We start from the raw sequence: 18732 nt of genomic DNA on the forward strand, positions 1-18732 counted from the left end.
GAACTTCTTCATGGTGATCACTCCCGGTGATGTCGTAGCGGCGGTCAAGCGGTGGTGCTTCGTGCCGGTCTGACTGTCTAAACCAGCAGGTCAGGGGATTAATTCCGGTGGCAGGAATTGATCGCCGACTGGCAGAAACCGACCGGTCGCGCACGCCCGCCATACGCCGAAATCTGCGCGAGGGCTGCGCCCGCCGCGCGAGCACGACCGTGGCGCAGAAATCGACGCGGCGAGCACGCGAGCCAACGGCGACGCAGAGAGGACGCGAAGCGCCTACGGCCTGACGGGATGACGGCTCAGGATCGACACCCGGTTGAACGCCCCGATCGCGATCGCGACCCACACAACTGCCGACACCTCGTCGTCGGTGAGCACCGCGCGGGCACGCGCATATTCGCGCTCGGCCGTGTCGTTATCGGGCAGCGTTGCGGTGATCTCGGCCAGCCGAAGCGCGGCCTGCTCACGCTCGTCGAACAGATCGGTGTCCCGCCACACCGACAGCGTCGCCAGCTGACGCGACGTCACTCCGGCGGCCTCCGCCTTGCGGACGTGCACATCCAGGCAGTTCGCGCATCCGCTGATCTGCGACACCCGAACGTTGATCAGCTCGACGAGGCCCCTGGACAGGCCGATGTCCCTCGCCGCGGCCGTCACCGTGGTCGCGACTCCGATCATGGCCTTGTAGACCGCAGGAGACTGCTTGTCGACGTGGACGTGCTGAATCTCCATCGTGCTCCCGGATTCGGCCCGCACCCCCGCGGGTACTGTCGGTTTGTCGCGATCGATGCTACGCAGCGGGAGGTTATAGCCATCAGCAACCTGGAATCCGCGCCGGTCGAATTCGACTGTGTGGCCGGGCCCGCCGAACGCATCGAGATCATCGAACCCCGCGCCGTACCCCTCGGCGGCCCACGAGCGATGAAGGTCCGCAGGACCCTGCCGGTGCGACAGCGGTCGCTGATCGGCGCGTGGTGCTTCGCCGACCACTACGGCCCCGAGAACGTGCGCGTGCGCGCGGGGATGGACGTCGCCCCGCATCCGCACACCGGGCTGCAGACGGTCAGCTGGCTGTTCAGCGGGGAGATCGAGCACCGCGACAGCAACGGCGTGCACGCGATGGTGCATCCCGGCGAGCTGAACCTGATGACGGCCGGCCGCGGCATCTGCCATTCGGAGGTGTCGACGCCCGCGACGACCATCCTGCATGGGGTCCAGCTCTGGGTGGCCCTGCCCGATTCCGACCGGCACACCTCGCCGGACTTCGCCTATTACGCACCGGAACCGGCACCGTGCGGTGAGGCGTCGGTGACGGTGTTCCTCGGCCAGCTGGCCGGACAGCGCTCGCCGGTGTTCACCTTCACACCGCTGCTCGGCGCCCAGGTCGATCTGCCCCCCGGCGGCACCGTGGAGTTGGACGTCGACCCCGCCTTCGAGCACGGCCTGCTTCTCGACGCCGGCTCGCTGGAGGTGTCGGGCACCCCGGTCGCCTCCGGTGACCTGGCCTACCAGGGCATCGGTCAGCGAACGGTGTACCTGCGCAACACGTCAACGGAGGAGCACGCGCGGTCGGTCCTGCTGGGCGGCACTCCGTTCACCGAGGAGATCGTGATGTGGTGGAACTTCGTCGGCCGCTGTCACGACGAGATCGTCGAATACCGGGAGCAATGGCAGGCGCGATCCGACCGCTTCGGGGAGGTCGTCGGCTACACCGGAACCCCGCAGCGGCTGCCCGCTCCCGCGCTGCCGACCACCCGGCTCAAACCACGCCAACCACCCAGCAGGAGGGAGACCCCGTGACACTCACCGACAAGACCGGCGCCCCGGTCACCGTCACCAAGGAATCCGACGCCTTCACCATCGATGTCGACGGAAAGACGGTGGGCCGCACCGAATTCGCCGAACACGACGGGAAGCGGGTGTTTTACCACACCGAGGTGGACGAGGCGTTCGGCGGGCGCGGCCTCGCCACGCTGCTGATCGGCGAGGCGCTGGACACCACCCGCGCCGATGGCGAACGGATCGTGCCGGTGTGCCCGATGGTGGCCGCCGTGGTGCGCAAACGCGAAGACTTGAACGACGTCGTCAGTCCGCCGACGCGCGAGATCCTGCAATGGCTGAGGGACACGACGAACTCACCGCACGTCTAAACGTCGGCGCAGCGCCCTTTGCAGGCCCTTCGCCGTGGGCGGCTAAACGCGCAGATCAGGGCGCTGACCGGGATGTTCGGCCAGCCAACGCTGCTCAACGCGCTTGACCCGGTGGTGCTCGAACGCGATCGCCAGCGCACCCGCCGTGACGAGGGCGCCGGCAACCAACCCGAGAATCAGTGACAGGTTGGTGTTGCCGTATGCCGTCGCCGCTACGGTCCCGGCAATAAGGACGGTGCCGACGGCGATCAGAAGCAGGCCGGGCAGCCACAGCGTGTCGGTGAAGGATTCACCGGCGTGCGGTTGGGTGGTGCGAGAGTGATCTATCGGGTCGTGATACGCACCCTTCATCGGTATCTCCCTCCGTTGCAGAGATACCTTCAGGCTACGCCCGTTGTGACACACATCACTCGCGATTCAGGTGTGGACGTGCAGCGGGCTGCCCGCGAGAGCGAGCAGCGCCTCCCCGATCGCCTCGCCCTGCGTCGGGTGCGCATGCACCAACCGCGCCGCCTCGGCGACCGGCGCACCGAGGCCGTACAGCATCTGCGCCTCGCCGACGAGCTCACTGACCCGGTCGCCGACCATGTGCACACCCGCCACCCGCCCGTCGGGCGACTGCACCAGCTTGACCGCACCGGCGGTGCCCAGGATCTGGCTCTTACCGTTGCCCGCCAGGTCGTAGACCAGCGTGCGCACATCGTCGCCATGCAGCTCGCGTGCCCGCGCCTCGGTCAGGCCGACCGATGCCACCTCGGGATGCGAGTAGGTGACCCTGGGGATGGCGGTCTCGTCGAGGCGCGGCGGGTCGAGGCCCGCAATGTCCTCGGCGACGAAGATTCCATGTGCAAATCCCTTGTGCGCCAACTGAAGTCCTGCCACGATATCGCCCACCGCGTAGACGTTGGGCATGCTGGTGCGCAGCCGCTCGTCGGTGCGGACGAAACCGCGGTCCAGATCGACGGTCAGATCCTCGGTGTTGGGCTGGCGCCCGACAGCCACCAGCAGCACCTCCGCCTCCAGCGGCGGCCCCGAGCCGAGTTCGACGATCACGCCGTCGTCGTCCTGCTTGACGCCAGTCACGCTGACGCCCGTCTTGGCGGTGATGCCCCGCTTGCGCAGACCGCGGGCCAGCTGCTTGGAACAGAACTCGTCCTCGCCGGCGACCAGCCGGTCCAGCGCCTCGAGAACGGTGACTTTGGCGCCCAGGGAGGCCCAGATGCTGGCGAACTCTACGCCGATGACCCCACCGCCGATCACGACGGCGTCCTCGGGGAGGAAATCCAGCGTCAACGCCCGGTCGCTGGACAGGATGTTGCCGCCGACCTCGATCCCCGGCAGCTCCCGCGGTCGTGACCCGGTGGCCAGCACCACGTGCTCACCGCCGTAACGATCGTCGCCGACGACCACGGCACCCGATTCGTCGAGACGCCCACGGCCGGTGACGATCTCGACGTCGTGAGCGTCGAGAAGACCATGCAGGCCCTTGTAGAGCCTGCCGACCACGCCGTCCTTGTAGGCGTGGATGCCGGTGACGTCCACGCCGCTCAGGTCGGCCAGGACACCCAGTTTCGCTGCGGCGCGGACGGTGTCGGCGACCTCGCCGGCGTGCAGCAGCGCCTTGGTGGGTATGCAGCCCCGGTGCAGGCAGGTGCCGCCGACCTTGTCCTCCTCGATCAGGATGACCGACTTGCCGAGCTCGGCGGAGCGGATCGCGGCGGCATAGCCGCCGGATCCGCCGCCGAGGATCACCACGTCGGCGCGGTGTTCGCTCACGTTCCGGTTGCTTCCCGGATCGCCGCGATGACATCGTGTGGCTTCTCCATATGCGCCATGTGCCCGGCCCCGTCGACCAGATGCACCGTCGCCGCACCGCTCAGGCCGCCCGCGTTGGACGCGGGGACGATCTTGTCCTCACGGCCCCACACCGCCACGACCGGTCCACCGAATCCGGCGGCGTCCGCGGTCACGTCGACGCCAGACTTGTCACCCTCGACCAGACCGGCCACCAGGGTGCGCAGCGCCTGATCGACGCCGTCGAGCCGCTTGTATTTCAGCAGGTCGTCGATGAGCTGGCGATTGACCAGCCCCGGGTCGGCGAACAGGTTGAGCAGGTGCGGTTTGAGCTCACGGCGCGACTCGGCCTGGGCGAAGCCGCGCAGATACTCGGCGTTGATCTCCGGGCCGTATCCGACCGGTGAGATCAGCGTGAGCGACGCCACCTTGCCGGACCCGACCGGATCGGCGGCCGCCGCCGTGATCACCGCGCCACCCATCGAGTGCCCGACCAGGTGCGCGCGGCTCACGCCGACCGCGTCGAGGAAGCCGAGCAGCACCTTGGCCAGCGACGGCACGGTGCCCTCGCCGACACCCTTCGACGACGCCCCGTGCCCGGGCAGATCCAGGGCGTAGGTGACCCGGTCGGCCGAAATCGGTTCCTGCACGAACAGCCACGAGTTCTTGTCGCCGCCGTAGCCGTGCACGAACACCACGGGATCGTGTTCGGAGTCGCCCTCCCCCAGTACCGCGTAGGAAATCTGATGTCCACCGACCTCGACGGTCTGCACCTTCGGACCCGAATCATCCTCGATGGCACCGGATTCCAATTGCTCGCGGGCTTCGGCGACCACCGCGTCGATCTCGTCCTGAGGGACCTCGGCGGGCGCGACCACCGCGATGGTCCCGCCGACGGGCACGCTCTCGTTGACCTCGACGACCAGCGCGCGCACCACGCCGGTCCAGGTCGACTCCAGCTCCCCGGCGATCTTGTCGGTGTCGATCTCGCACAGCTCGGTGCCGTTCTCGATCTCGTCGCCGACGGAGACCAGCCAGTCGGTCACCTTGCCCGCTTCCATGGACAGGCCCCACTTGGGCATGGTCACCCGCTGAATACGTTCATCCATAGCCGAACTCGTCACGAAGATCACTTGCTCCACTCGGTCACGGTCTTGGCCGCATTGACGATGTCCTGCACGGACGGGATGTAGAGGTCCTCCAGCGGTTCGGCGAAGGGCACCGGAACATGCGGCGGGCTGACCATCTTGATCGGCGCCTTCAGGTCACCGAACGCCTCGGACACCACCTGTGCGGAGATGTCGGTGGCCAGATTGCAGCGCGGGCTGGCCTCGTCGACCACCACGAGCCGGCCGGTGTTCTCCACCGACTCCAGGATGGTGTCCAAGTCGAGCGGGCTCACGGTCCGCGGATCGATGACTTCGGCTGACACGCCGGAGGATTCGAGCTCCTCTGCGGCCTGCTGGGCGAACGACACCATCCGCCCGAGCGCGACGATGGTCACGTCGTCGCCCTCACGCACCACGTTCGCCTCGCCGAACGGGATGGTGTAGCTCTCCTCCGGTACGTCGCCGGTGACGTCGTACATGGCCTTGTGTTCGCAGAAGATCACCGGATCGTTGTCCCGGATGGACTGGATGAGAAGGCCTTTGGCCTCATACGGGCTGGACGGCAGCACCACCTTGAGCCCGGGCAGGTGGGTGAAGACGGGGTAGAACGCCTGCGAATGCTGTGCGGCGGCACGCAATCCGGCGCCATACATGGTGCGGATGACGACCGGCGTGACGGCCTTGCCGCCGAACATGTAGCGGAACTTGGCCGCCTGGTTCATGATCTGGTCCAGGCAGACCCCGGCGAAGTCGATGAACATGAGCTCCGCGACGGGCCGCAGGCCCCGGGTGGCAGCGCCGACCGCCGCACCGACGAACGCCGATTCGGTGATCGGGGTGTCGAGCACCCGGCCGGGGAACTTGTCGTAGAGACCCTTGGTGACGCCGAGCACGCCGCCCCACGCGTCGTCCTCGCCGGGCGCCCCGGCACCGCCGGCGTTGTCCTCACCCATCACGATGACGGACGGGTCGCGCTCCATCTCCTGGGCCAGTGCTTCGTTGATTGCTTCTCGGTAGCTGAGCTTGCGGGTAGCCATGGTGTTCGTTCTCCTTCGAGTGTCAGTACTTGACGTAGACGTCGGTCAGCAGGTCTTCGGGTGCCGGCACCGGCGCGGCCTTCGCCTCGTCGACGGCCTCGTCGATCAAAGCGGCGACCTGGCCGTCGACCTGGTCGAGCTGGGCGTCGGTGAGCCGGCCCGTCTCCACCACGCGCGCGCGGAATCGCTTGAGGCAGTCCTGGTTCTCCTTGACGGTGGCGACCTCGTTGGGGCCGCGGTACTTCTGCTGGTCGCCCTCGAAGTGGCCGTAGTAGCGGGTGAACTTCACCTCGAGCAGGGTCGGTCCGCCGCCCTGGCGGGCCCGCTTGATCGCCTCGCCCGCGGCCTCGTAGACGGCGAAGAAGTCGAAGCCGTCGACGATGACACCGGGCATGCCGAACCCCGCGGCACGGTCGGCGATGTTGTCGGCCGACACCGACCAGGTGGAGCTGGTGGCCTCCGCGTAACCGTTGTTCTCCGCAACGAAGATCGCGGGCAGGTTCCACACCGACGCCAGGTTCATCGCCTCAAGCGTGGTGCCCTGGTTGGAGGCACCGTCGCCGAAGAACGCCACGCCCACCCCGCCGTCGCCCTTGATCTTGGCGGCCAACGCGGTCCCGCAGATCAGCGGCGGACCGCCACCGACGATGCCGTTGGCGCCGAGCATGCCCTTGGACAGGTCGGCGATGTGCATGGAGCCGCCCTTGCCGCGGCACGAGCCGGTGCTCTTGCCGAAGATCTCGGCCATCATCGGCTTGATGTCCACGCCCTTGGCGATGCAGTGCCCGTGCCCGCGGTGAGTCGAGGCGATCGTGTCGCGGTCGGGGTCGAGGTGCGCGCACACCCCGGTGGCCGATGCCTCCTCACCGGCGTACAGGTGGACGAAGCCGGGGATGTCACCGGTCGCGAACTCGTCGTGGACGCGGTCCTCGAACGCCCTGATCGACCTCATCGTGCGGTAGACGTCGAGCAACTGGGTCTCGTTGAGCACGGACGCGTCGGGCGCGTCGGCACCAAGTGAGGACAGTGTTTGTGTCATCGGATCTCCTCTGCGATTGAACTGATCAATTCCTCTGAACTGCTTATGTGTTCGTCGGCGAGCGTGGCCGGGACGTCGATCACCCGGGGGCCGTCGATCTGGAGCGTCACCGTGACGCGGTCGCCGGGACCGAACTCCAGTTCCCGTTCGCCGTCGAGTGCGACGGTGCCGCTGTCGAGTCGGACCTGGCGGGCAACGCCTGGCGCGATGGCCTCGCAACGCAGCAGCCCGACCGGCTCGAGCAGTCCGGGCGCGATCGGAGCCAGCACGGTCCGGGCCGCCGGGCCGCCGAATTGCACGGCGACTCCGCTGGGTGCGGTGCGGCCCGTCGGCAGGATCCGGCCCGGGATGGACGACAGCCCGATCGCATGCGGTTCGGCGAATGTGCAATAGAGCTCGCGCAGCGTGTCGGTCTTCCAGATCGCGCGGGAGCCGACGTCGCGCACTGTGTTCACGCACACGTCGACCAGGGCGATCTCGTGGCGGTGGGTGCCGTCGGGGCGGATGAGGTCCACGTGCAGCGTCTTGGCCCGCGCCGTCCGGGCAGGCACCCGCCCGGTGGCGATGAGCCCGAGCGCCATGCCGGCGACGGTGGCCTCCATCATGATCGGGAAGGCGTTGTTGGTGCCGGTGCTCAGCGCCAGCATCGGGGTGTCACCCAGACCCGGCGCCGCCGCGCGCATGGTGCCGTCACCGCCGAGCAGCACCACCGCCGCCGCGCACCGCTGGGCCATCACCTGCGCGAAGCCGGTGGTGTCCAAGGCGGTACCGGTCGGGTTCGGCAGGGTCAGGAAGTCGATTTCGGGGAGCCGCACCCGCGCCTCCGCCGGCGCCGCCTGCATCCTGCGGATCTCGCGCAAGACCCCTGCGGCGATGCCGAACGTGTCGGTGGACAGCAGCACCCGCTCCACTCCGATGGCGCCGACCGCGCGGATGATCCGCAGCACCATCGACGTCTTCTCGGTGTTCGGGAACACCGAGGCCTGCGCGACCACGCGGCGAATGTCGCGGCCGGACATCGGGTTCGGAATGATCCCGACGGCGCTGCCGGGGACCACCGGATGTTCGGACACTGCCACTCCTGCCTGTGGGCTGTTTCGCCCGCGTTAGCAGTATGTGACGACAGTCACAGGGGCGGTCAAGGGTTGCAGGGGGTTGCGGCGCCGCAGGCCCGAGTATCTGCTGTCGTGACTGCAGCGTGCCGAGCGCCGGATTGTTGCGGCATTCAGCCCGGGACCAGCGCCGATCCGGTAGATCCTGTGCACATGGGAGTTGATGAGCGCGAGCTCACCGCGCACCGCGCCGGCGCTGGGCGCCTGCGACCGGCCATCGTGATCACCGCGCTCGGCGTGGTGTTCGGTGACATCGGCACCAGTCCCATTTACACGATCCAGACCGTGTTCAACCCGAAGGATCCGCACCCCGTCCCGATCGCCGAGCACACCGTGTTCGGAATCGTCTCGCTGATCTTCTGGTCGGTGATGGTCATCGTCACGCTCACCTACGTAACGCTGGTGATGCGGGTCAACAACCATGGTGAGGGCGGCATCATGGCCCTGATCACGTTGCTCATCCAGGGCCGAAGCACCCGGGGCAAGCGCACCGCGATAGCACTGGCGGCCCTCGGGATCTTCGGTGCCGCACTGTTCTTCGGCGACAGCATGATCACACCGGCCATCTCGGTGCTCTCGGCGGTCGAAGGCTTGAAGATCATCGACCCCGGCCTGGAGGAGTGGGTGGTGCCGATCACGGCGGTGATCATCGTGACGCTGTTCTCGGTGCAGCGCAAAGGCACTGCGGCGGTCGGCCGATTGTTCGGACCCGTGATGATCGTCTGGTTCTGCGCGATCGGCGCATGCGGGATCGCAGGCATCGTCGCGCACCCCGAGATTCTCCGGGCGCTGTCCCCGACCTACGCGCTGGGATTCATGGCAGGCCACTTCCACTACGCCTTCTTCGCGCTCGCGGCCGTCGTGCTCGCTGTGACGGGCGCCGAGGCGCTCTACGCCGACATGGGGCACTTCGGGCGGAAAGCCATCACGCTTGGCTGGTTGCTGCTGGTGCTGCCCGCCTGCACGCTGAGCTACTTCGGCCAGGGCGCGTTGCTGCTCGGCGACGAAAAGGCCATCAGCGCACCGTTTTTCCTCATGACACCGGAGTGGGCACGCCTTCCCATGATCCTGCTAGCGACCGCCGCGACGGTCATCGCGTCACAGGCGGTGATCACCGGCGCGTTCTCGGTGGCCTCCCAGGCGGCGCAGCTCGGCTATCTGCCCAGGTTGCGCATCGCGCACACTTCGGCGTCGGAGGTGGGCCAGATCTACGTGCCGTGGATCAACGGCATGCTGATGGTGGCCGTGCTGACCCTGGTGTTCGCCTTCCGCAGCTCCGAGGCGCTGGCGTACGCATTCGGGATGGCGGTGACAGGGACCATCACGATCACCACGCTGCTGTTCCTCTACCTCGCCCACACTCGATGGCACAGCCCGATCTGGCTGGTGGTCATCGGTGGCGGCGCCCTGCTGACCGTCGACCTGCTGTTCTTTGCGGCGAATATGACGAAGTTGGTGCACGGCGCATGGCTGCCGCTGCTGATCGCCGTCACGGCATTCACCGTGATGACCACCTGGCAGCGTGGTCGTCACATCGTCACCGCGGAGCGGGCGCAGATCGAGGGCCCGCTGCGGGAGTTCATCACCGAGATCAGCCATCGACAGCCCCCGCTGGCCCGCATCCCCGGCACCGCGATCTACCTCAATCGGGGCAGCGACAGCGCGCCGCTGTCGCTGCGCGCGAACGTCGAACACAATCACGTGCGCCACGAGCACGTGCTGATCGTATCGATTGACACCGATCCGATCCCCAGAGTCTCTGACTCCCAACGTGTTTCGGTCGACAGCCTGTGCCACGCCAGCGACGGCATCATCCAGGTCGACGTCCGGTTCGGCTACATGGAACGTCCCAATGTGCCCGCTGCCCTGCGCCTCGTCGACCCCGAACTCACCGACGGGTCGCTGTCCCTGGGCGACGCCTCGTACTTCCTGTCGAAGCTGGAGCTGTGCGCCGGCGACAAACCCACGATGGCGGCGTGGCGCAAGCGACTGTTCATCGCGACGTCCTACATCACCGCCGACGCCGCGGCCTACTTCGGCCTTCCGCTGGACCGGACCGTCATCATCGGGTCCCGCATCGAGGTGTGACCCACGGGAATCACGGATACGGGAACTGCGGTTCATGCAGTCGGTTGAGGATCGGGATGCGTTCGATGATCCGGTCCCGCAGCCGCGGCTGCGGCGGGGGCGGCGCAGGAACCGGTGGCGGCGGGATGTACACCGGCGCAGGCGGGGCCATCGGTTCGGCAACGGGCACGGGAGCAACGGTCGCCGGCGGTGGGGCGACGGCGATCGTCGCGGCGACGGGCGGCACCACCTCCGCGGGCCCTGCCGGGACCACAGGAACCTCCTGCGGCGCGGCCGGGATCTCCTCCGAAGCGGCGGGGATCTCCTCCGGTACGACTGGCGCGGGCGGGGCTGCCTCCGGCGCTTCGACCGCGGCCGGCGGCGCGGCAGGCAATGCCGGGGGCGGTGCGGCCGGTGCGGGGACGACCTGCGCAACCGGCGGAATGCCGGCTGCGCGAGCGGGTTCGGCGGCCACCGTCCCGTCGTGATCCGATCCCGGTGCGAACCTCAGTCCGACAGCCACGGACACCGACACGACAAACGTCAGCACGGCCGCGACGAGCACCGACGTCAGCGCGCCGACCCGCACCGTGCGAGATGGTCCGGCACTCTGCGGCGAAACACCGGTCATCGCCAGTGCCACGCCACGTGCCATCGCCAGCTCCGCTTCCGCCGCGGAGAAAACCGGCACCGCGGCGTCCAGCGCCAGCCCGGACACCACGCCCTCAAGGACCTGGGGTTCCCCCGAACCGATGACGAAGACAGCGGCGGGCTGTCTGCGCTCGTCGGCCAGGATGGCGCGCACCTGAGCCGTCAACCCGGCGTCATCCTCGCCGGGAGACCGGTCGATGGCGTCGACCGTGACCTGATGGGTGTCCACCGCCGCGACGAAGGTCACGTCGGGTTCGACGATGCAGACCGTCACGTCGTCGTACCCGGCGACGTCGGCGATGCCCGTTGCCAGCGCCCGGGCCGCCGCGACCGGCGCCACCACGACGGTGCCGTCGACACCCCGTGCTGCCATGGCGTCCAGCAGCATGATCGAGGCCGGCTCGGCGTCGGCGGTCGCGCTGATGCCGATCGCGCTGGGACGCCGGGAATCGTCGCCGAGCAGCGTTTCGAGCAACTCGTCGGGGTCGAAAGCCGCGAGTGAGTCCACGTCCAGTTTTCCGCGGTCGACGGGTGCGCCGTCGCCGGTCGGGCCCTCGACGAACACCCAGCGGATCGCTGTCGACGTCATCGAAAGGGCCAGCACAATGTCTGCATCGGCGTGCATTGATACCTCTGATCTGCCTGTCACTGCGGTCTGAGGTTACCGTCGGGCGCCGCGACGCGCGGCGCGGGATCCGGGCTCAGAACCCGACGGCCTGTCCGTCGCGGCGGGGATCGCTGGCCACCACATAGCCGGCGCCAGCCCTATCACCGGGGCTATTGCCGGCGCCATTGCCGGTGCCCGCGCCGAGCCGCCAGATCGCCTGACAGCTGCCGAACTGGTTGTAATCGTCGACCATCGCCAGCCGATGTCCCCGGTCGCGCAACCCGTCGAGGGTGGCAGGCGGAAACCCGTTCTCGACGCAGACCTGCAGCCCCTCGAGCCAGCGGAACCGGGGCCCGTCACAGGCCGCCTGCGGGTTCTGCCCGTAGTCGGCGATTCGCACGATGACCTGCACATGGCCCTGCGGCTGCATCATCCCGCCCATCACGCCGAAGCTCATCACCGGAACGCCGTCCTTGGTCAGGAAGCCCGGGATGATGGTGTGATAGGGCCGCTTGCCCGGACCCACCCGATTGGGATGGCCGGGCGTGCGGACGAACCCCGCGCCGCGGTTCTGCAGGGAGATCCCGGTGCCCGGAACCACCACGCCCGAGCCGAAGCCCATGTAGTTGGACTGGATCATCGACACCATCATTCCGCCGGCATCCGCCGCGGTGAGGTACACCGTGCCACCCTTAGGGGCGCCTGCCGCGGCAGGCGTGGCGCGTTTCGGGTCGATGAGCGCGGCGCGTTCGGCGAGATACGCGGGGTCCAGCAGATGCTCTGCGCGGGTCGTCATCGAGTCGGAGTCGGCGACGTGGGCCTGGGCGTCGGCGAACGCAAGTTTCACGGCTTCGATCTGAAGGTGCATGCTCTCCGCGGAGTCCACCGGCAGCGACGCCATATCGAAGGTGTCCAGGATGCCCAGCGCCATCAGCGCGATGATGCCCTGCCCGTTGGGCGGAATCTCGTGGACGGTGTAGCCGCGGTAGTCCCCGGCGATCGTGTCCACCCAGTCGGCCCGGTGACCAGCCAGATCTGCAGCGGACAGCACGCCGCCGCTGGCCGCGGAGTGCTCCTGCAACGCCGCGGCCAGCTCGCCGCGGTAGAACGCCTCGCCTCCGGTCGCGGCGATCTTCTCCAGCGTCGCGGCGTGCTCGGGGAACGTGAACAGCTCGCCTGGCTGCGGCGCCCGCCCGTCCGGCATGAACGCGTCGGCGAAACCGGGCTGGGACGCGAACAGCGGAACCTGCGCGGCCCATTGCGCGGAGATCGCCGGGGACACCGGAAAACCATCGCGGCCGTAGCGGATCGCCGGCTGGAACAACCTTTCGAACGGGAGCCGACCGAACTCGGCATGCAACTGCACCCATGCCGACACCGCTCCGGGCACGGTGACGGAGTTCCAGCCGACCGTCGGGATGTCTGAACCGCCGAAATACTCCGGCGTCCACGCCGCGGGTGCGCGGCCCGAGGCGTTCAGCCCGCGCAGCTGCCGCCCGTCCCAGACGATGGCGAACGCGTCCGAGCCGATGCCGTTGGACACCGGCTCGACGATCGTCAGGGTGATGGCGGTGGCGATGGCCGCGTCGACGGCGTTGCCGCCCTCGGCCATCATCTGCAATCCGGCCTGCGCGGCAAGTGGCTGCGACGTGGCGACCACGTTTCCGGCGAGCACCGGAGTGCGTGGCCACGCGTAGGGCAGCTGCCAGGAGAAGGGAACGGACACTTGACCGACTGTATGCCCGGCATGCGGCGGTGCGGACCACGTGACCGGCAGACCGAACTCGGTGCGAAGGCAATGTTTAGGGAAACCCCCGATTCCTCATACGACGCTTCCCGCAAGACTGACGTCAGCGTCCGGCACCAGCGGGCGTGAAATGGGGGAAGGGGGACTTTGTGCTGCATCGATTCGAGGAGGATCCGGGGGGAAGCGAAGCCATCACCGAGGTTCACGGCGCTGGAGCGGGGGTGGTGGACGTGACGCCCAGTGGACGGACCCCGAGTGACATGCCGGGTCTGGACATCGCCGAGATGCGATCCTGGCAGAACTTCCTGGAAGCCACGTTGCGGTTGTCGGCGAAGCTGAATCGCGAGTTGACCGCCGCTCACACGGTGACGCTCGACGACGTCCGGCTCTTACATGCACTGGCCACGGCCGAAACCGGACACGTCCGGATGGGCACGTTGGCCGACGCGCTGTTGTCCACGCCCAGCCGCGTCAGCCGCCAGGTGGACAGGTTGGCCGCACGGATGCTGGTGAGTCGACTTACCAGTGAGAAGGACGGGCGCTACGTGCTGGCGACCATCACCGGCGACGGACGGGCGGTTCTGAGCGACGCCATGGCGAGCTACGCCGGCGCCGTACGCATGCACTATCTCGGGCCACTGTCGCGGGCCCAGACCGCAGCCATGGCCGAGAACTGCCGACGGATCAACGCCGCGCTCACCCCGCAGGCGAGGTCGGCCAAACCGGATAAACGGGAAGGCGGATCGCCGTCGATCCACAGCGTGTGCTGACGGCCGGCCGTCTAGATGTCAGGCACGCCGGCCACGGGCATCGTCACGGTCAGCGAGGTGCCGTCGCCCGGTGGGCTGGAAATGTCCAATCGGCCCGAGACGGCTTCGACGCGGTCCTTGAGTCCGATCAGGCCGGATCCCCCGCCCGCAGCGGCGCCACCGACACCGTCGTCGCTGACGGTGACCCGCAGGTACTCGCCGTCGTTGGTCGCCGTCACTGTCACCTCGGATGCATCCGCGTGTTTGGCGACGTTGGCGAGCGCCTCCGCGACCACGTAGTACGCGGCGACCTCGACCGATTCGGGCAGCCGGACGTCCACGTCGACGTCGACCGTGACGGGCACGGAGGACCGACGCGCCAGCGTCTTGATCGCCGGTCCGAGGCCACCCTTGGACAGGATGGCCGGGTGCATGCCTCGGGATAGTTCCTGAAGGTCGGTGTGCAATCCGGTCAGGCCGGTCACCACACGGGACAGCATCTCCCCCGTCGGCCCGTCCGGGTCGGGAACGGTCGCTTCGAACGCCCGCACCTCCAGCGCCAGGGATACGATCCGCTGCTGCGCGCCGTCGTGCAGATCGCGCTCGAAGCCTCGACGCGCCTGATCGGAGGCCGCGACGATACGCGCACGCGAGGCCTTGAGCTCCGCGCGGTTCTCGGCGTTGTGGATCGCGATCGCGATCAGGTCGGCGAAATCGCTCACATGCGCTTCGGTGTTCGGCGGCAGCGGCACGGTGTGCCTCGACCCGGCCAGCAGCGCGCCACGAACCCGGCCGCCAACGATGACCGGGGCGCCCACCCCAGATCCCACCCCGAGCGCGCGCAACCGGTCCGCGATGGAACCGGTCAAGTGCGTGTAGTCGTCGATGCGCGCGGGCCGCCCGGTGCCGAGAACCCGGGCACCGAGGCTGTCGCCGTCAAGCCGAAACCGTTCCCCCACAGTCATTGTGGCCGTCGAGCGGCTGTCGCGGGCGGCCAGCACCACCACACATTCATCGCCGTCCGGACCCGGTCCGTAGCCCAGCAGCGTCACGTGTTCCACGTCGAGGCCGCGGGCCAACTCGGCCACGGCCACCGGATAGACCTCGTGCGGTTCCGCTCCGCGCGCCACCAGCGTTGCGACCCGCCGCAGCGCCGCCTGCTGGTTGGCCAGCGCACTGGCCTCGGCGCGGCGTTGCTCGGATTCGGCGGCCCGCAGCCGGGCCTGGCTGGCCAGGACGTTGGCCAGCAGCGCGATCGGCAGGAATACCACCAGCGCGGGAAACAAGCTGTCGGCGCCTTCGAGATGAAAGTAGACGTAGACCAGCGCACTGGCCAGCGACGTGGCGACGGCCAGTCCGAGCCCCCAGCCGGCCGACACCACCAGGACACCGAGCAGGAACACCGCACCGAATGCGTTGTCCGGCGCGACCCTTTTGAGTAACAGCACCGCGATCGTCTCGAAGGCGATGAACCCGGCCGCGACCAGCACCCCCAACCACAGCGGCCGAGCCGTCGGGCGCAGCACCAGCGACAGCAATCGCCCGTGCAGCCATTCCCATCGTGAGGTCGCCGGTGGCACCGGGCTGATGGTAATGCGCGGCGGCACGTTTAACATGCCCGCGCCGTGCGCCCGTCACACCGCGATCGCCAGGTCCTCGTCCTCGTTCTCCTTGGGCAGCACGACCGCTTCGCCCGCGGTGGGCAGGCTGATGCCCACGCTCTGGACGTCGATGTAGCCGTACTGGGTGAGGTTGAAGTAGGGGGTGGCCGAGCTGACAATTTGCAGCTTCAGGCGAGAACCATCCTGGGTCGGCGTGTCGGGGGTTGTCGTGTAGGTGATCGCCTCCATCGGGATTTCCACGGTGTGGGTCCGGCCGTCCAGCGTGACCGGGACGGGCGTCACGATGTTGCCGACCACGAGGCCGGTGTCCTCGTCGACGATCTGGGCGTAGACGTGGCGGCTGGTCCCGATGCCGGAGTAGGTCATCGAGAGCACCGGCGCGCCGACGATGTGGGTCTCGGCGTCGGGATTCTCGATCGGGACGTCGACCGCGTTGCTGGCCTCGGAGCCGAGGGTGGGGGCGAGCAGAGTGGGCGCAAGCGTGTTGGGTCCCGATCCGCCGAGCAGCGGGATGATCGGCAGGAATCCGTTCCGAACCGGGGCGAGCGGGTAGTCGACCGGGGTGCCGTAAAAGTCCGTGTTGGACGGTAGGTCGTCGGAGTACCAGAAGTTGCCGTTCTGGTCGATCCAGGTGAACGTCGGCGTCGGCAGGTCTTCCGGCGGCTCCTCATCCTTGAGGTACAAGTCGAGCCACGCGATGGTGCGGTCCCTGAGGAGGTCGATCTGGAAGGCGGCGACCTCGTCGCTGTTGGTCAGGCAGTAGCCATGGCCGCCGCAGAACCAGATCATCTGCAGGTCCGCGGGGTCGACGTTCTGCAGGCCGTCCAGATTGTCGATGGATTGCTGCAGCGGGAACAGCATGTCGGCCGTTCCCTGCAGCACCAGCACCGGGATGTCGACGTTGTCGAGCAGGAAATAAGGCCCGCTGCTGCTCAACAGGGCCTGCTGGCTCTCGGTGAGGACGCCCAGCACGGCGCCGGTCAGGATGCCCGAGTAGATCTGCGTATTGATTCGCGAGCCCGTCTCCACCAGCCCGAGGAGCAGCAGCGACGACCATGCGGTCTTGAAGGCGTCGTTGGTGTAGAGCGAATCTTCCAGAGAGTTCCACGAGATCGCCGGAACCATCGCGTCGACGCGCGGGTCGATGCCCGCGGTCACCCACTGGATGCCGCCACCGTAGGAGCCGCCGACCATGCCTACCCGCGGATCGCCGACCCCATCGAGTTCGACACCTTCCTGGGTGGCCACCCAGTCGATGATGTACTTGACGTCCTCGCCTTCGAATGCCGGCGAATCCAGTTGCAGCACACCGCCGGACGCGAACTCGCCACGCGGGTCCCAGGTCACCACGTTGTAGCCGGCGTCCCGCAGGGGTTTGAGCCCGGGGACGATGTTGGTGACGATCATCTCGGAGTTGGGGTCGATGTTCCCCGCGGTGGCGATGCCCGGACCGTTGAGGATCGTGGGCGCCTGACCATCGACCAGGGTGTCGGCCGGGGCCGGGAAGAAGTTGACGCTGATCTGGGTGCCGTCGAAAGAGGTCACGAACGTGGTGAACGCGACCGGCCGCCCTGCGGCTTGCTGGCTGGCATTGATGGAGATGTCCTGGCTCACCGACGCGCCGATGATCGGCTGCAGGACGGTCGACAGGATCGGCACCTGGTACAGCCGGACGATGACGGGTTCGATGAAATCCCCGAGCAACGGGATGCCTGTCACGGCCGCGACGAACGGGGTGGTCTCGCTGACCAGGACCGTGAACGTCTCGGGCTTCCCCTCGTCGAGAGCATCGAGATCAGGCAGGTAGGTGACGTTGCCCGCGGTGTCGACGTACGCCTTGCCGCCGAGGTTAGGTTGCGCGACGACGTAGTAGGCCAGCGGGTTTGTCGACGTGGTTTCCGCATCCAACGGGCCCTGGATGACGCCGTCGCGGAATCTGATGTCCGGGTCGACGGTGATCGGGTTGGTCAACAGTTCGCGGCGCGCGGCCGCCGTCACAATCCAGTCGACCGGCGAGTCGGCGGGTGTGGTCGGCGAGTTGCCGGCGAAGGGGTCGACGACCTGGCCGGCAAGGCTCGTGACCAGCGTGGTCAGGGTGGTCAGTGCGCGGGGGGGTGTGGCCGGCTCCGGCGCGGGCGCGGGCGCGGGCGCCTGCGTCGCGGCCTCGGCGCGTCCCGCCGCGACCCGCGGACTCGACAGCCAGTCCTTGGCAAGCTGTTTCACCTCGCTGGCCACCGTGTTGTTCGGGGCCGGGTCTGTGGCCGTGGTCGCCCCGGACAGGATCGAGGTCAGCCGCTCTGTGATGGACGACCCGGCCGGACGAGCGTCGGACTTCTCGGTGCTGGACTTCTTGCTGTCGGGCTTCTTCGTGTCCTCCCGGTCCCGGACCCGCGTCGTGGACTGTTCGTCTCCGTCGGTCTGGTCCGCGGTCTGATCGTCCCCGTCGGCAGTCCCCGACTTGACGGTCTTCTTCGGAGGATTGGCGGTTGAGAACAGTCGAGGCGGCGTCCGCTTCTCCGTGTTTTTCGTGTTCTCCGGGTTCTTCCTGGTGGTGGCGCGCTCGGATTCGCCGGATCCCGAACCCGTCGAGGCACCCGCGCCCGTCACGCTGCCGCCACCCGGCTGCGACTCGTGCCCCGACGATTTGACGGTCGATGAGGTCTCGCCGTCGGACGTGGGTTCGGCCGATGCCACCCCCTGCCCGGACGCGATGGCTATGCCGATACCTAATGCGACCGCCAAACCGCCTATCCGACCGACATACCGCGAAGCGCCCATAACGTCCTCCAGGGGCCGACCAGCAACCCGCAGACTCTATCCCCGGCGCAACCTAAGCGTTGGCTATTTGTTACATTAGAAATTCTTAAGCTTCGGCGTCGTTTCGTTGTGCCATCGGCCGATGGCTGAGGTTCCCACTAGACCCTCCGACGCGCGGACGGCACGCTGCGGCCTGCAGCAAATCGTGGTCAAAAGTGTTGGTATAGACCATCGTTCGTCGTCATCACGGACCGAACCACCAGCGCGGCACTGGCAATGGACATGCGGCAGGAC

The 18732-nt window shown here is 67.9% G+C and carries 15 protein-coding genes; 4 read left to right on the plus strand and 11 right to left on the minus strand.

Features of this window, described 5'->3' with window-relative positions:
• Positions 1-273 precede the first annotated feature (273 nt).
• On the minus strand, positions 274-729 hold the full coding sequence (locus tag ADBZ6K_RS12035) for a carboxymuconolactone decarboxylase family protein (protein WP_526346844.1): 456 nt from the start codon (positions 727-729) through the stop codon (positions 274-276).
• Positions 730-810: 81 nt separating this feature from the next.
• Between ADBZ6K_RS12035 and ADBZ6K_RS12040 the strand changes: the two genes are divergently transcribed.
• On the plus strand, positions 811-1797 hold the full coding sequence (locus ADBZ6K_RS12040) for a pirin family protein (protein ID WP_526347227.1): 987 nt from the start codon (positions 811-813) through the stop codon (positions 1795-1797).
• On the plus strand, positions 1794-2147 hold the full coding sequence (locus tag ADBZ6K_RS12045) for a GNAT family N-acetyltransferase (protein WP_526346846.1): 354 nt from the start codon (positions 1794-1796) through the stop codon (positions 2145-2147). The genes ADBZ6K_RS12040 and ADBZ6K_RS12045 overlap by 4 nt, the downstream gene beginning before the upstream one ends.
• A 42-nt stretch (positions 2148-2189) precedes the next feature.
• Here the strand turns inward: ADBZ6K_RS12045 and usfY are convergent, their stop codons facing one another.
• The 6 genes from usfY to ADBZ6K_RS12075 all read right to left on the minus strand — a co-directional run bounded on the left by usfY (position 2190) and on the right by ADBZ6K_RS12075 (position 8199).
• On the minus strand, positions 2190-2498 hold the full coding sequence (gene usfY / locus ADBZ6K_RS12050) for a protein UsfY (protein WP_526346848.1): 309 nt from the start codon (positions 2496-2498) through the stop codon (positions 2190-2192).
• A 66-nt stretch (positions 2499-2564) separates the two neighbouring features.
• Positions 2565-3923 (minus strand): dihydrolipoyl dehydrogenase, encoded by a 1359-nt coding sequence (gene lpdA / locus ADBZ6K_RS12055; RefSeq protein WP_526346850.1) that lies wholly within the window; start codon positions 3921-3923, stop codon positions 2565-2567.
• Positions 3920-5050, minus strand: a complete 1131-nt coding sequence (locus ADBZ6K_RS12060) for an acetoin dehydrogenase dihydrolipoyllysine-residue acetyltransferase subunit (protein ID WP_526346852.1) — start codon at positions 5048-5050, stop codon at positions 3920-3922. The genes lpdA and ADBZ6K_RS12060 overlap by 4 nt, the downstream gene beginning before the upstream one ends.
• Positions 5051-5070: 20 nt before the next feature.
• Positions 5071-6087 carry an alpha-ketoacid dehydrogenase subunit beta gene (locus ADBZ6K_RS12065; RefSeq protein ID WP_526346854.1) on the minus strand — a complete coding sequence of 339 codons (1017 nt, stop codon included), beginning with the start codon at positions 6085-6087 and terminating at the stop codon, positions 5071-5073.
• A gap of 22 nt (positions 6088-6109) precedes the next feature.
• Positions 6110-7126: a thiamine pyrophosphate-dependent dehydrogenase E1 component subunit alpha gene (locus ADBZ6K_RS12070; protein ID WP_526346856.1), complete on the minus strand. Its 1017-nt coding sequence runs from the start codon at positions 7124-7126 to the stop codon at positions 6110-6112.
• Positions 7123-8199 carry an ATP-NAD kinase family protein gene (locus ADBZ6K_RS12075; protein ID WP_526346858.1) on the minus strand — a complete coding sequence of 359 codons (1077 nt, stop codon included), beginning with the start codon at positions 8197-8199 and terminating at the stop codon, positions 7123-7125. Before ADBZ6K_RS12075 ends, ADBZ6K_RS12070 begins: the two co-directional genes overlap by 4 nt.
• Before the next feature lie 192 nt (positions 8200-8391).
• Between ADBZ6K_RS12075 and ADBZ6K_RS12080 the strand changes: the two genes are divergently transcribed.
• Entirely contained in the window at positions 8392-10326 is a 1935-nt protein-coding gene (locus tag ADBZ6K_RS12080; protein WP_526346860.1) for a potassium transporter Kup, read from the plus strand.
• 10 nt (positions 10327-10336) lie between these two features.
• Here the strand turns inward: ADBZ6K_RS12080 and ADBZ6K_RS12085 are convergent, their stop codons facing one another.
• Together ADBZ6K_RS12085 and ADBZ6K_RS12090 are read right to left on the minus strand one after the other, a co-directional pair.
• The gene (locus ADBZ6K_RS12085; RefSeq protein WP_526346862.1) at positions 10337-11581 is read right to left on the minus strand and encodes a DUF7159 family protein; all 1245 of its coding nucleotides are present in this window, start codon (positions 11579-11581) and stop codon (positions 10337-10339) included.
• Between the two features lie 76 nt (positions 11582-11657).
• Entirely contained in the window at positions 11658-13289 is a 1632-nt protein-coding gene (locus ADBZ6K_RS12090; RefSeq protein WP_526346864.1) for a gamma-glutamyltransferase family protein, read from the minus strand.
• A gap of 281 nt (positions 13290-13570) precedes the next feature.
• Between ADBZ6K_RS12090 and ADBZ6K_RS12095 the strand changes: the two genes are divergently transcribed.
• Positions 13571-14080, plus strand: a complete 510-nt coding sequence (locus tag ADBZ6K_RS12095; protein WP_526347229.1) for a MarR family winged helix-turn-helix transcriptional regulator — start codon at positions 13571-13573, stop codon at positions 14078-14080.
• A gap of 11 nt (positions 14081-14091) precedes the next feature.
• Here ADBZ6K_RS12095 and ADBZ6K_RS12100 read toward each other — a convergent pair whose 3' ends face one another.
• Entirely contained in the window at positions 14092-15639 is a 1548-nt protein-coding gene (locus ADBZ6K_RS12100) for a GAF domain-containing sensor histidine kinase (RefSeq protein ID WP_526346866.1), read from the minus strand.
• Between the two features lie 54 nt (positions 15640-15693).
• Positions 15694-18423 carry a S15 peptidase family protein gene (locus tag ADBZ6K_RS12105; RefSeq protein WP_526346868.1) on the minus strand — a complete coding sequence of 910 codons (2730 nt, stop codon included), beginning with the start codon at positions 18421-18423 and terminating at the stop codon, positions 15694-15696.
• Positions 18424-18732: the final 309 nt, after the last annotated feature.

Source organism: Mycobacterium sp., from assembly GCF_044223235.1.
In the GTDB taxonomy this organism is placed as follows: Bacteria; Actinomycetota; Actinomycetes; order Mycobacteriales; family Mycobacteriaceae; genus Mycobacterium.

Bases quoted from the DNA above. Each gene is read 5' to 3' on its own strand.
- ADBZ6K_RS12035 (WP_526346844.1), bottom strand. From the start codon at position 729: ATGGAGATTCAGCACGTCCACGTCGACAAGCAGTCTCCTGCGGTCTAC.
- usfY (WP_526346848.1), bottom strand. From the start codon at position 2,498: ATGAAGGGTGCGTATCACGACCCGATAGATCACTCTCGCACCACCCAA.
- ADBZ6K_RS12060 (WP_526346852.1), bottom strand. From the start codon at position 5,050: ATGGATGAACGTATTCAGCGGGTGACCATGCCCAAGTGGGGCCTGTCC.
- ADBZ6K_RS12065 (WP_526346854.1), bottom strand. From the start codon at position 6,087: ATGGCTACCCGCAAGCTCAGCTACCGAGAAGCAATCAACGAAGCACTG.
- ADBZ6K_RS12070 (WP_526346856.1), bottom strand. From the start codon at position 7,126: ATGACACAAACACTGTCCTCACTTGGTGCCGACGCGCCCGACGCGTCC.
- ADBZ6K_RS12080 (WP_526346860.1), top strand. From the start codon at position 8,392: ATGGGAGTTGATGAGCGCGAGCTCACCGCGCACCGCGCCGGCGCTGGG.
- ADBZ6K_RS12085 (WP_526346862.1), bottom strand. From the start codon at position 11,581: ATGCACGCCGATGCAGACATTGTGCTGGCCCTTTCGATGACGTCGACA.
- ADBZ6K_RS12095 (WP_526347229.1), top strand. From the start codon at position 13,571: ATGCCGGGTCTGGACATCGCCGAGATGCGATCCTGGCAGAACTTCCTG.